This is a genomic window from Brevibacillus centrosporus (genome assembly GCF_046622605.1).
GTDB classification, from domain to species: Bacteria; Bacillota; Bacilli; order Brevibacillales; family Brevibacillaceae; genus Brevibacillus; species Brevibacillus centrosporus.
Genome location: NZ_CP176856.1, coordinates 5,336,447 through 5,348,748 on the forward strand (window position 1 = coordinate 5,336,447; position 12,302 = coordinate 5,348,748).

A 12,302-nucleotide genomic window follows, 5' to 3' on the forward strand; every position below is an offset into this window, starting at 1 on the left:
GGAAGAACTGCGCAAACTACCTGATATCCAGATGTCACACGACTCAAAACAAAAGATCGTTTCGACGATTCGATCCAAGGAGGCACTCAACATGGAACAAACTGTACACCCTCGACGCTTCGGCTATTTCGGAAAAGGATTGGCGATTTGCTCCGTACTCGCAGCTACTTTCTGGATGGGGACCACACTCATCCAAACCAACCAGCCAGCGACATTGCCCGGCATCTCTAATGGCGCAAGCCCTACTCCTTCTGTGCCGAATCCAGTACCGAGCTCACAAAACGGTGTCGTAACCCCTACTCCGACTGCTCCTGCAACTCCTCAAGGCGAGGAATTGCTCAATACCATCCGCAAGAGGGCGGAAAAGGGAGCCGTCATCAACTCGACCTACACCGTGGAGACTACTGTTTTTGACGATGTAGAAAAGGCATGGGGGGCGCCAGACCGCTCTGTCTATGCAAATGGGCTCACGTACGCCACCTATGAAAAACACGGCGTGGAGATCGGCTACAACAAAGGCATGCAAATCGTTGAAATCCGTTCGTTCGACCCGCGAATCAAGCAGCTGACCCTCGCCGTTATCGAGAAAAAATGGGGCAAACCCAATCGTGTCGGAGAATTCGCCGGACAGCAGATTTACACCTACGATGTAACAGACAAGTACCAGGTCAAATTCGCGTTTGAGCCATCGGCAGCAAACAACAACCAGATGGTGCTCGTTCGCTACAGTGTCTACTATCCGCAAGGCAATCACAATCTGATGGCGGATATGAACCCGACAGAGCTGCTGCAAAACCTGCGCGATCTTGCTAAAGACGGAAAAACGCTCGGAAGCGAGTTCCGCGTAGAAAAGGATGTTTTCGATACGGTTGAAAAAGAGTGGGGCAAACCGGATATCGTCTCGACCGTTAATGGAATCACCTACAATACGTATCGTGACCGTGGTTTAGTCTTTGGCTTCAATAAAGGAATGCAGATCGTCGACATCCGCTCCTATAACTATCAGCTGCAGTACATCCCTCTTGCAGACGTCGTGAAAACGTTGGGCAAACCGCAAAGCACCGCCAATGTCGGTGGGCAAACCATCTACACCTACAAGGTCAACGACAACTACGAGCTGAAGATCGTCTTCTCCGGCATCTACGACGGAAGCAATGCCAACAAGCTGTACATCGATCATGTCAATGTCTTTTATCCACGAGGAACGATCAACAACATGGCTGGATAACTTCCCCTAGAAGCAACGAAGCACACACGAGCTCCCCAAGAGCTTATGTGTGCTTTTTTTGGAACGAAAAAAGACGACCGGAGCCCATGCACTCCAATCGTCTTTCTGTTAGCGAAAACCTTATTTACCGATGATGTAGCCTTCCAGCTCATCCAGTACTTTGTTCGCTGCGATTACACCGCCGGAAGTGTTCCAGATGGTGTCATCCACTTTGAATGCTTTACCCGCTTTTACTACGTTCAGGTTTTTCCAGAGAGAATCATTTGTCCACTCTTGCTCCAGCTTGGAAGCTTCGCCTTTACCTGTTTCGTAAGTGAAGTAGAACATGATGTCGCCGTCCATCTCAGGAATGCGCTCTTTTGTTACTTCTGCTGCGAACTCTTCCTTGTTTTGGGAGGCTGGACGAGCAAGTCCGAGATCTTTGAAGATAGCGCCAGTGAAGGTATCGTTGTAGTAAATGCGAACTTTACCTGGCATGAAACGTACTACGGAAACTTGTGTTTTCAGCTTGTCGCCTGCTTTAGCTTTGAAATCTTCTACACGCTTGTTCCAGTCAGCGATGACTTTCTCGCCTTCTGCTTTTTTGTTTACCGCTTCAGCGAACAGGGAGAAGTTTGCTTTCCAGTCACCGCGTGGCTCATCTACGAAAACAGTTGGTGCGATTGCACTCAATTGCTGATAAATTTTCTCTTGGCGGAATTTCATACCCAGAATCAGGTCTGGCTTCAGAGCCGCGATGGCTTCCAGGTTTGGTTGAGACTCAGAACCAACTACTTTTACACCTTCCAATTGCGGTTTTACAAAATCGTAGAACTGCGTTGGATCAGTAAAGGAACCTACAGCACCGACAGGTTTTACACCAAGGGCCAGAAGTGTTTCCACCCCTTGCGTAGTCAGCATAACAACGCGTTGTGGCGTACCTTTAATAGTCGTTTCGCCCATGACGTGTTTGACTGTGTAAGATTGATCCGCGCTACCAGTGTTGCTATTGCTGCCTACCGCTTGTTCAGCTGGCTTTTGTTCGGCTGGCTTTTGTTCAGCCGCTTGTTGACCTCCGCCGCAACCAGTTACGATCAACAGCATCGCCATCAGGACAGCAAAAAATGCCTTGCCGCCTGCGGTCCGATATGTACGAGAAAACATGATGAAAGGACCCCTTCCTTCTCTAAAAGTTCACAATGAGATTGAGAATTACCTTCAATAACAATGATTATCCTACAGGCAAGCCCAAAAGAAGTCAACAAGAAATTGATAATGACTATCAACATCATTGACACATCTCCCACCTCCATCTAAACTTAACCTTGTTACGAAATTCACTCTAATGAAAGCAGACTGCTAAATAAAAGGATGTAACTGCCATGAATGCTTTATTATCCAGCAATTTTCGTAAGATTTTGGGAGTCATTATCGCCCTTCTTTTTCTTGCTTATCTCAGCTATGCCAGTCTCGTTTTCGGCGTAATCGATACGAGCTGGCAGACGGCTATCGATGCGTACACACACTTCAACGGCACAAACGAGCACATCGTTATCAAAGAGGTCCGTGTCCCGCGTGTGCTAAACGGTCTCACCGTCGGCTTTTGTCTCGGCGTGGCAGGTATGCTGCTGCAATCGCTGACGCGAAATCCTGTAGCAGATGTGGAGCTGTTCGGTCTCAATGCAGGCGCTTCCGTTTTCGTCGTGTTCGCCGTCACCTTCTTTGGCATCAGCTCCCTGACCGAGTTTACTTGGATCTCCTTCCTTGGTGCAGCCGTAGCAGGCCTTATCGTGTATATATTAGGCTCCCTGGGACGAGATGGTTTGACACCAGTCAAGCTCGTGCTCGCGGGTGCTGCAATTACTGCCCTGGCCGGATCTATTCGACACGGCATGATGGTATTAAATGAAAAGGCTACCGACGAGGTCCTCTTCTGGCTCGCAGGCTCCATCGGTGGCAGAAAGCTCGAATATTTGGCCACCGTGTTTCCTTACATGCTGCTCGCATGGATTGCTGCCTTCCTGCTAGCTCGCCCAATTCAAACGCTATTAATGGGGGATGATGTCGCAAAAGGCTTGGGGCAACGAACGCTGCTCGTCAAAATTCTCACCGGTGTGGTCATCGTGCTTTTGTCTGGTTGCGCTGTAGCTGTGGCTGGCCCAATCGGCTTTGTCGGCCTGGTCACTCCTCATCTCGCCCGGTACTTTGTCGGGATCAGCACGGCATGGGGAATGTTGTACAGCGGTTTGCTCGGCTCGATCCTGCTGCTAGTCTCAGACATCGCCGCTCGCTTTATCGCGATGCCTGCTGAAGTACCGATTGGTGTAATGACAGCCCTTATCGGCATCCCGTTCTTCATCTATGTCGCACGAAAGGGGCTGGAAAAAGGATGAAACAATACCTGCCTCTCCGCATTGGCAAGACATCCATTCATCTACATAAGAAAACCGTGGTCTACACAACCCTGGCGATTCTGCTGACCATTGTAGCTGCTATCGTCAGTCTGGGAATAGGTGAAATGTACATTCGCCCTCTCGACGTCGTCAAAGCCTTGCTTGGCTTCGGTGCCGAGCAAGATGCGCTAATCGTTCAGCAGTTCCGCATGCCACGGATCATTATCGCCATTCTCGTCGGTGCCGCTTTAGCTGCTGCCGGTGCGATCATGCAAGGGATCGTGCGAAATCCGCTGGCTGCTCCAGACATTCTCGGCATTTCCAGCGGGGCATCCGTGGCGGCTGTGGCGTTTCTGCTCCTCTTTGAAAACGTCAGTATCAAGTGGCTGCCACCTACGTCCTTTCTCGGAGCCATGGCGACTACGATTCTCCTTTATGCGCTCGCTTGGAAAAAAGGCGTGACCCCGCTGCGACTCGTGTTAATCGGGGTAGGGATAAAGATCGCTGCAGGCGCGGTCGTGACGCTCTTGATCATGTTCAGCCCGTTTCTTTTGCAAAACAAAGCCTTGCTCTGGCTGACAGGCAGTATCTACGGTGTGGACTGGAATGATGTGCTGATGATCCTGCCGTGGGTTGTGATCTTGATCGTGGCAGCTGCCTTGCTCGCGAGAAGAGTGAACATTCAACAGCTCGGAGACGATATTGCTACCAGCTTGGGAAGCTTCCTGCAGCTGGATCGCTTTCTCCTCCTGATCATCTGTGCCGCATTGACTGGTACAGCTGTTTCTGTAGGCGGAGACATCAGCTTCGTCGCACTGCTCGCGCCCCACATCGCCAAGCAGCTGATTGGCCCCTCTTTTGGTGGAGCCTTGCCGCTTTCGGCTTTTATCGGATCCTTGATTCTCTTGATTGCCGATCTCATCGGACGCGTCGCTTTTTCACCGCTCGACATACCGGTCGGCGTTTTCACCTCAGCAGTGGGCGCCCCGTTCTTCATTTACCTGCTTTACAAAAATCGAAATCGCTAGTGGAAGGAGACGAATGATTATGCAAGCTCTGGAAACCCGTCAGCTCACTTTGTCCTATGGAGATCGCAACATCATTGAGACACTGGATTTGAATATCCCCCGTGGAAAAATCACCGTCTTTATCGGGAGTAACGGAAGCGGGAAGTCTACTCTGCTTCGTTCCCTGGCTCGCCTGCTCAAGCCAAAGGAAGGAGCCATCCTGCTCGAAGGGGAATCCATCGCCAAGCGCTCGACCAAGGAAGTTGCGAAACGACTGGCTATCCTGCCCCAAGGTCCTACCGCTCCGGAAGGTTTGACTGTTCTCCAGCTGGTGAAGCAAGGACGCTATCCTTACCAAAACTGGCTTCAGCAATGGTCCGAGGAAGATGAGAAAATGGTGAATCGAGCGCTGGAAGCGACGCAGCTGACTGCCCTCGCCAATCGCCCGGTCGACTCTCTCTCCGGCGGTCAACGCCAACGCGCTTGGATCGCGATGACGCTGGCGCAAGGAACGGAAACCATCCTGCTGGATGAGCCGACTACCTATCTCGATATGTCTCACCAAATCGAGATTCTGGACCTGCTGTTTGAGTTGAACGAGACCGAGCAGCGTACCATCGTGATGGTCTTGCATGATCTGAATCTGGCTTGCCGCTACGCTCACCACATCGTCGCGGTCCACAATACCACAGTCGTGGCAGAAGGCTCGCCTGATGACGTACTGACAACTGACCTCGTGCGTACCGTATTCGATATGGATTGCCAGATCACACTCGATCCTCTGTATGGCACGCCGATGTGCATTCCGTACAGCAAAAGCCGACTGGCTGCCGCCGTGCTGGAGAAAAAAACTGCGCTGCTTTCCTGATTAGAAAACTTGGTTCCGCCAAGCCTTTTCGCGGAGCCTTCGTTGTCTTCCTGTACAAAGCAAAAACTGACCCTATCCGTGCGGGTCAGTTTTTTTTTTGCTTTTTGCATGCACAGGCGAAAGAGATATAGGCACACTCCGCCCCATCTCCATACAATGAAGTATCATCGGTTTTCTGCCAGCGGAAGGGAGTGTGCGTAATGAAGCCAACAAAGTCTATCAAAGGAAACCAACAAAATCCGACGCCGACGTCCCCTCCTGACTTCCAAGGCTCCTTACAGGAAATATGTATACGTGCGCCTAAAGTGTACGACTGGATACTCTCCAGCTGCTGGCAGCGATACCAGATAGCCGTACCGAAAAAATACACTTGCATTCTGCAAAAGGCCGTCTGCTCCGGGCGTGACATCTACGTAAGCTGTTTGGATCCCTTCTCCGCCGACCGTGCCAAAGCTCTGTCTATACGAGTGCTTCCACCGATTCGCCGGACGGTACTACCTGTAAATGGTCACGGCGTTCCAGCAGGCGTCGTTCGCACTGTGCTCGAGCTTTGTGCCTCGATTTTTGTTTTTGCGGACAGTGAGCTGCTGTTTGATTTCACGACCACCCTGCTCTTGCTAGACGAGCTGGTTGTCTGTACAGAACTCATCGAAGAGGCGATAGCACAGATCGAGATCCAAGCCAAACCATGCCCGCCTCGGCGATAGCTCGATAAGCAACGTAAAAAAGGGCTGCTCCCACACCTTTTACAGGTGGAAACAGCCCTTATCTTCCTATGCGATTCGATACTACTTCTTCAGGTTGTAGAAAGCAGCACGGCCGCCAAAGCGGGAAGTATCGCCCAACTCGTCCTCGATACGGAGCAATTGGTTGTACTTCGCTACACGGTCTGTACGGGAAGGTGCACCTGTCTTGATTTGCCCAGCATTTGTCGCTACAGCGATATCAGAGATGGTGGAGTCTTCGGTTTCACCGGAGCGGTGGGAAATAACCGCTGTGTAGCCTGCGCGCTTCGCCATTTCGATCGCTTCGAAGGTCTCTGTCAGCGTACCGATTTGGTTTACTTTCACCAGGATAGAGTTTCCTGTCGCGGTTTCGATACCACGTGCCAGACGCTCCGTGTTTGTTACGAACAGGTCGTCCCCAACGAGCTGCACTTTGCTGCCCAGCTTGTCAGTCAGCGCTTTCCAGCCATCCCAGTCGTCTTCGGACAAACCGTCTTCGATCGAGATGATTGGGTATTTGCTTACCAGATCTTCGTAGAACGCGATCATTTCTTCCGTTGTTTTCACAACGCCTTCGCCTTCGAAGTGGTATTTGCCATCTTTGTACATTTCAGTAGCCGCTACGTCGAGCGCGAGGAACACATCTTTACCTGGCTCGTAGCCAGCAGCCTGGATCGCAGCCAAAATGGTTGTGATCGCTTCTTCGTTGGATTTCAGGTTCGGTGCGAAGCCGCCTTCATCCCCTACTGCTGTGCTCAAACCTTTTTCGGACAGCACTTTTTTCAGGGAGTGGAAAATTTCCGCGCCTGTGCGCAGTGCTTCTTTAAAGGATTCTGCCCCGACAGGCATAACCATGAATTCTTGAATATCAACGGTGTTGTCTGCGTGCTTACCACCGTTCAGGATGTTCATCATAGGTACTGGCAGTGTTCTTGCGTTGAAGCCGCCCAGGTAGTTGTACAGTGGCAGACCCAAGGAATCTGCTGCTGCACGAGCTACTGCCATGGACACGCCCAGGATCGCATTTGCACCCAGCTTGCCTTTGTTGTGAGTACCATCGAGCTGCAGCATCGCCATGTCTACGCCTACTTGATCCAGCGCGTCCATACCGATCAGCTCAGGTGCGATGATTTCGTTTACGTTCTCTACAGCTTTCAGCACGCCTTTACCCAGGTAGCGGGATTTGTCGCCATCACGCAGTTCAACCGCTTCATAAGCACCCGTAGAAGCGCCCGACGGAACAGCAGCGCGGCCCATCGAACCGTCTTCCAGATACACTTCGACTTCCACAGTTGGGTTACCGCGGGAATCCATAATCTCGCGTGCGTAAATGTCTGTAATCATCGCCATTACTCATCCATCTCCTTTGTTTTCGAGCGGGTCTCCCCACCATTATTTATAGACTTGCATTCGGCACCACTTCAGTTTGTGCCAGAGCGAGCTATTTTGCAAGTAACGATTTGCCTGACATTTCTGTAGGTTGTGGAATACCGAGAAGAGCCAGCAAGGTTGGCGACAAATCAGCCAAAATACCGTCATCGCGCAGCGTCACACCTTCTTTGGTCACAATGACCGGTACAGGGTATGTGCTGTGAGAAGTAATCGGGCGTCCAGCTGGGTCCAGCATCAGGTCAGCGTTTCCATGATCTGCTGTGATGACTGCCACTCCGCCCTTTGCCGTAATCGCTTCTACGACACGTCCCAGGCAAGCATCTACCGTTTCTACCGCCTTGATGGTCGGCTCCATGAGGCCGGAGTGTCCCACCATGTCGCAGTTGGCGAAGTTGAGGATGATCGCGTCAAAATTGTCTGCGTCGATCTCGGCAACTACTGCATCTGTCAGCTCAATCGCACTCATTTCCGGCTGCAAATCGTAGGTCGCCACTTTCGGAGACGGGATGAGAATACGGGTCTCTCCCGGGAATTCCTGCTCACGTCCTCCGCTAAAGAAGAACGTTACGTGCGGGTACTTTTCCGTTTCTGCAATGCGCAGCTGCTTCAGTCCTTGCTGGGAAAGTACCTCGCCGAGCGTGTTGTCCAAATTGGACGGCTTGTAGGCTACATATCCATCGACTGACTCGGAAAAGTGCGTCAGGCAAACGAAGTAAAGATTGCGCGGGCGCTTTTCTCCCCGGTCAAAACCGCGGAAATCCTCGTTCGTGAAAGCCTGCGAGATTTGAATCGCACGGTCTGGACGGAAGTTGTAGAAGATGATGGCATCCCCGTCTTGAATCGTAGCGACTGGCGCTCCCTGCTCATCCACAATCGCGGTTGGCATGACGAATTCATCCATAATAGACTTCTCGTACGATTCCTTTACGGCTTTGATCGGATCCTGATAATGCGGTGCATCCGCGTACACCATCGCACGGTACGCCTTTTCGATCCGTTCCCAGCGCTTGTCGCGGTCCATCGCGTAGTATCGTCCTTGTACGGTTGCAATTTTTCCTACACCGATTTCTGCAATCTTGGCTTGCAAATCTTCGATGTATCCCACGGCGCTGTCAGGGGATACGTCACGGCCGTCGAGGAAGCCATGGATATACACTTTCTCGAAGTTTTGTTTCTTCGCCATTTCGAGGATCGCAAACAAGTGGGCAATATGGCTGTGTACGCCCCCGTCGGACAAGAGGCCAAACAGGTGCAGCTGCTTATTGTTCTCTTTTACATGGCGGAACGCATCCAGCAAGGTTTCGTTTTCAAAAAACTCGCCTTCGCGGATGGACTTGGTGATACGAGTCAGGTCCTGATACACGACACGCCCTGCTCCGATGTTGAGGTGACCCACTTCCGAGTTACCCATCTGACCTTCTGGCAGCCCAACTGCGAGCCCGCTCGCTTCCAGGGTGGCATGGGGATAGTGATTCCAATAACGGTCAAAATTCGGTTTCTTCGCTTGCGCTACTGCGTTGCCGTACGTCTCATCACGCAGGGCAAAGCCATCTACAATCAGCAGCGCAACCGGTTTCGGCCGGTTTGCCATCTCGTTTCTCCTCCTATTGCTGAGCTCCGTTTACGAGCAAGCTCCGTTTACAAGCAAGCTTCGTTTACGAGCTGCAAATAACTTTCTGCAACCAGGCTCGCTCCACCGACCAACGCTCCGTCGATATCCGGCTGAGCCATGTAGCTGGCGATATTCTCCGGTTTCACACTGCCGCCGTACTGAATGCGAATTTGCTCCGCTGTTTCCTGCCCAAAGCGCTCGGCAATCGTCTGGCGAATGATCGCGATCGTTTCGTTGGCATCCTCAGCTGTAGAAGATTTGCCTGTCCCAATCGCCCAGATCGGCTCGTACGCGATCACGACATTCGCAAGCTGTGCAGCCGTAAGTCCAGCCAACGCTCCCTCTGTCTGCGTACGCACGACGTTCGCTGTCTCGCCCGCTTCCCGCTGCTCCAGACTCTCGCCTACGCATACGATTGGCACCAAATCATGCTTCAGGGCAGCATGCACCTTTTTATTCACGGTCTCATCCGTTTCTTGAAAATACTGGCGGCGCTCCGAATGGCCGAGGATGACATATTTCACGCCAATTTCCTTTAGCATGCCCGGGCTGATCTCTCCGGTATAGGCTCCCTGCTCTTCAAAGTGCATGTTTTGTGCACCCAGCGCAATATCCGTACCTGCGAAAATCTGGCCCAATGCCGGAAGCGCTGTAAAAGGAGCGCAAACGACTTTTTCGACGCCAGCCTTTGTTGTCCCCGCTTTGGCTTCCTGCGCAAAGGCAGTAGCTTCCGCGATCGTTTTGAACATCTTCCAGTTCCCCGCGATAATTGGTGTTCTCAAGAAAACTCCCCCTATTCGTGATCGGCGAGCACCGCAACTCCTGGCAGTTCTTTTCCTTCCATGAATTCCAGGGAAGCTCCGCCGCCCGTAGAAATATGTGTCATTTGTTCCGCTACGCCTGCTTTTTCAACAGCGGCTACCGAGTCCCCGCCACCGATGATAGTCGTACCCGAGCATTCCGACATCGCCTTCGCTACACCGATCGTACCTTGGGCAAATGCGTCCATTTCAAACACGCCCATCGGTCCATTCCATACGACCGTTTTCGAGTCCACAATCACTTTGTGGTACTGCTCTACGGTTTTCGGGCCGATGTCGAGTGCCATCCACCCATCTGGAATCGCATCGATACTCACCGTCTGCTTCTCCGCATCGGCTGCAAAACGGTCAGCGACAACCACATCTACTGGCATGAGCAAAGACACATTGCGTTCTTTTGCCTGTGCCATCAGCGTACGTGCCAGATCCAGCTTATCGTCTTCACACAAAGAAGCACCGATTCCATAGCCCTGTGCTTTCAAAAACGTATTCGCCATGCCGCCGCCGATAATCAAATGATCGACCTTGGTCAACAGATTTTCGATGACAGCAATTTTATCTTTCACCTTTGCTCCGCCGACAATCGCCGTAAACGGACGCTCTGGACGAGAAAGAGCTCCACCCATAAAGCGGATTTCCTTTTCCATCAATAGGCCTGCTACAGCCGGTATGTAATTAGCGATCCCTGCTGTAGAAGCATGGGCGCGGTGTGCGGTACCAAACGCGTCGTTTACAAACAGATCAGCAAGCGCTGCAAAGCTTTTTGCAATGTCCGGATCGTTCTTTTCTTCCCCTGCGTGGAAGCGTACGTTTTCCAACAGAATGACGTCTCCTGCTTCCATTTGCTGAACAGCTGCTTCCACTTCTGCTCCGATGGAGTCATCCAGCTTCTTTACGTCTTTCCCTAAAAGAGTAGACAGATGGGCAGCGACCGGGGTCAGACGCATCTCTTCCACTACTTGCCCTTTAGGACGGCCAAAATGGCTTGCCAGGATTACTTTTGCCCCTGCTTCCACCAGGAATTGAATGGTCGGCACGGCAGCACGGATGCGTGTATCATCGGTGATAATCCCGTCCTGCATTGGCACGTTGAAGTCGACGCGGCAGAATACACGCTTGCCTGCCAGTTCAACATCGCGGATAGATTTCTTGTTCATGAACGATCCTCCCAAATCATTGGCTTTTTATTCGTAAAACAGATATGGGAAAAGGGAGATTGCTCTCCCTTTTTTCCACAACAGCTTTATTTTATCTGTTAGAAGCCGCGCTGCGCAACAAAATGACACAAGTCTACAACACGATTTGAGTAACCCCATTCATTATCGTACCAAGATACTACTTTGACCATGTTTCCTTCTAGGACCATAGTCGACAAGGCATCGATTGTCGAGGATGCTGGGTTCCCATTGTAGTCGGAGGATACGAGCGGTGCTTCGGAATAGCCAAGGATGCCTTTGAGTGGTCCCTCTGCTGCTTCCTTCAACGCCTGGTTCAGTTCATCAACCGTCACATCTGCTTTCAGTTCAGCTACCAGATCCACGACAGATACGTTAGGAGTTGGTACGCGCATTGCGAAGCCGTTCAGCTTGCCTTTTAGCTCAGGCAGTACGAGTGCCACTGCTTTTGCTGCTCCTGTGGAGGTAGGGATGATATTCTCTGCTGCTGCACGCGCACGGCGCAGATCTTTGTGCGGCAGGTCGAGAATTTGCTGGTCGTTGGTATAGGAGTGGACGGTTGTCATCAAGCCGCGCACGATACCGAATTTGTCGTTCAGGACTTTCGCAAAAGGTGCCAGGCAGTTCGTAGTGCAGGATGCGTTGGAAATCACGGTGTGCTGTGCTGGATCGTATTTGTCTTCGTTTACGCCCATAACCACTGTGATGTCTTCATTGGTAGCAGGTGCGGAAATGATGACTTTTTTCGCTCCGCCTTCCAGGTGCTTCGCTGCATCTTCGCGTTTGGTGAAACGACCTGTGGATTCTACCACGATCTCTACGCCGTAGTTCGCCCATTTGAGCTGAGCTGGATCACGTTCAGCGAGAACCTTGATTTCTTTTCCGCCTACGATCAGCGAGTTTTCGCCTGCTTCTACATCCAGATCAAGCACGCCATGAACCGTATCGTATTTGAGCAGATGTGCCAATGTCTGTGCATCAGTCAGGTCATTGACTGCCACGATTTCCACATCTGGATTGTTCAGCGCTGCACGAAACACGTTGCGACCAATGCGTCCAAAACCGTTAATACCAACCTTTACCATAAGGAATACCTCCCACT

The 12,302-nt window shown here is 51.6% G+C and carries 11 protein-coding genes; 5 read left to right on the forward strand and 6 right to left on the reverse strand.

The window, feature by feature from the left end; genetic code table 11:
• Nucleotides 1-91 precede the first annotated feature (91 nt).
• Nucleotides 92-1,228 carry a YjgB family protein gene (locus ACLIN2_RS26795; RefSeq protein ID WP_411502640.1) on the forward strand — a complete coding sequence of 379 codons (1,137 nt, stop codon included), beginning with the start codon at nucleotides 92-94 and terminating at the stop codon, nucleotides 1,226-1,228.
• A 120-nt stretch (nucleotides 1,229-1,348) separates the two neighbouring features.
• Here the strand turns inward: ACLIN2_RS26795 and ACLIN2_RS26800 are convergent, their stop codons facing one another.
• A complete protein-coding gene (locus tag ACLIN2_RS26800) occupies nucleotides 1,349-2,371 on the reverse strand; it encodes an ABC transporter substrate-binding protein (RefSeq protein ID WP_411502641.1) in 1,023 nt (340 codons plus the stop codon).
• Between the two features lie 218 nt (nucleotides 2,372-2,589).
• On the opposite strand from ACLIN2_RS26800, the gene ACLIN2_RS26805 reads away from it, so the two are divergent.
• The 4 genes from ACLIN2_RS26805 to ACLIN2_RS26820 all read left to right on the forward strand — a co-directional run bounded on the left by ACLIN2_RS26805 (nucleotide 2,590) and on the right by ACLIN2_RS26820 (nucleotide 6,182).
• Nucleotides 2,590-3,600 carry a FecCD family ABC transporter permease gene (locus ACLIN2_RS26805; RefSeq protein WP_400588281.1) on the forward strand — a complete coding sequence of 337 codons (1,011 nt, stop codon included), beginning with the start codon at nucleotides 2,590-2,592 and terminating at the stop codon, nucleotides 3,598-3,600.
• Nucleotides 3,597-4,628 carry a FecCD family ABC transporter permease gene (locus tag ACLIN2_RS26810; protein ID WP_327930704.1) on the forward strand — a complete coding sequence of 344 codons (1,032 nt, stop codon included), beginning with the start codon at nucleotides 3,597-3,599 and terminating at the stop codon, nucleotides 4,626-4,628. The genes ACLIN2_RS26805 and ACLIN2_RS26810 overlap by 4 nt, the downstream gene beginning before the upstream one ends.
• 19 nt (nucleotides 4,629-4,647) lie before the next feature.
• A complete protein-coding gene (locus ACLIN2_RS26815; RefSeq protein WP_411502642.1) occupies nucleotides 4,648-5,475 on the forward strand; it encodes an ABC transporter ATP-binding protein in 828 nt (275 codons plus the stop codon).
• A gap of 200 nt (nucleotides 5,476-5,675) precedes the next feature.
• Nucleotides 5,676-6,182 carry a hypothetical protein gene (locus ACLIN2_RS26820; RefSeq protein ID WP_411502643.1) on the forward strand — a complete coding sequence of 169 codons (507 nt, stop codon included), beginning with the start codon at nucleotides 5,676-5,678 and terminating at the stop codon, nucleotides 6,180-6,182.
• Nucleotides 6,183-6,263: 81 nt separating this feature from the next.
• Here ACLIN2_RS26820 and eno read toward each other — a convergent pair whose 3' ends face one another.
• The 5 genes from eno to gap form a co-directional block, all read right to left on the reverse strand.
• Complete coding sequence (gene eno, locus ACLIN2_RS26825; protein WP_122926944.1) at nucleotides 6,264-7,550, reverse strand: phosphopyruvate hydratase; 1,287 nt, start codon at nucleotides 7,548-7,550, stop codon at nucleotides 6,264-6,266.
• Nucleotides 7,551-7,641: 91 nt separating this feature from the next.
• Nucleotides 7,642-9,183 carry a 2,3-bisphosphoglycerate-independent phosphoglycerate mutase gene (gpmI, locus tag ACLIN2_RS26830; protein ID WP_411502644.1) on the reverse strand — a complete coding sequence of 514 codons (1,542 nt, stop codon included), beginning with the start codon at nucleotides 9,181-9,183 and terminating at the stop codon, nucleotides 7,642-7,644.
• Between the two features lie 47 nt (nucleotides 9,184-9,230).
• The gene (gene tpiA, locus ACLIN2_RS26835; RefSeq protein ID WP_411502645.1) at nucleotides 9,231-9,986 is read right to left on the reverse strand and encodes a triose-phosphate isomerase; all 756 of its coding nucleotides are present in this window, start codon (nucleotides 9,984-9,986) and stop codon (nucleotides 9,231-9,233) included.
• Between the two features lie 11 nt (nucleotides 9,987-9,997).
• Nucleotides 9,998-11,182, reverse strand: coding sequence for a phosphoglycerate kinase (locus ACLIN2_RS26840; protein WP_411502646.1), 1,185 nt, complete (start codon nucleotides 11,180-11,182; stop codon nucleotides 9,998-10,000).
• Between the two features lie 98 nt (nucleotides 11,183-11,280).
• Nucleotides 11,281-12,285 (reverse strand): type I glyceraldehyde-3-phosphate dehydrogenase, encoded by a 1,005-nt coding sequence (gene gap / locus ACLIN2_RS26845; RefSeq protein ID WP_092275302.1) that lies wholly within the window; start codon nucleotides 12,283-12,285, stop codon nucleotides 11,281-11,283.
• Nucleotides 12,286-12,302 lie beyond the last annotated feature (17 nt).

Coding starts and splice junctions, on each gene's coding strand:
- ACLIN2_RS26795 (WP_411502640.1), top strand. CDS start 92: ATGGAACAAACTGTACACCCTCGACGCTTCGGCTATTTCGGAAAAGGA.
- ACLIN2_RS26800 (WP_411502641.1), bottom strand. CDS start 2,371: ATGTTTTCTCGTACATATCGGACCGCAGGCGGCAAGGCATTTTTTGCT.
- ACLIN2_RS26805 (WP_400588281.1), top strand. CDS start 2,590: ATGAATGCTTTATTATCCAGCAATTTTCGTAAGATTTTGGGAGTCATT.
- ACLIN2_RS26810 (WP_327930704.1), top strand. CDS start 3,597: ATGAAACAATACCTGCCTCTCCGCATTGGCAAGACATCCATTCATCTA.
- ACLIN2_RS26815 (WP_411502642.1), top strand. CDS start 4,648: ATGCAAGCTCTGGAAACCCGTCAGCTCACTTTGTCCTATGGAGATCGC.
- ACLIN2_RS26820 (WP_411502643.1), top strand. CDS start 5,676: ATGAAGCCAACAAAGTCTATCAAAGGAAACCAACAAAATCCGACGCCG.
- eno (WP_122926944.1), bottom strand. CDS start 7,550: ATGGCGATGATTACAGACATTTACGCACGCGAGATTATGGATTCCCGC.
- gpmI (WP_411502644.1), bottom strand. CDS start 9,183: ATGGCAAACCGGCCGAAACCGGTTGCGCTGCTGATTGTAGATGGCTTT.
- ACLIN2_RS26840 (WP_411502646.1), bottom strand. CDS start 11,182: ATGAACAAGAAATCTATCCGCGATGTTGAACTGGCAGGCAAGCGTGTA.
- gap (WP_092275302.1), bottom strand. CDS start 12,285: ATGGTAAAGGTTGGTATTAACGGTTTTGGACGCATTGGTCGCAACGTG.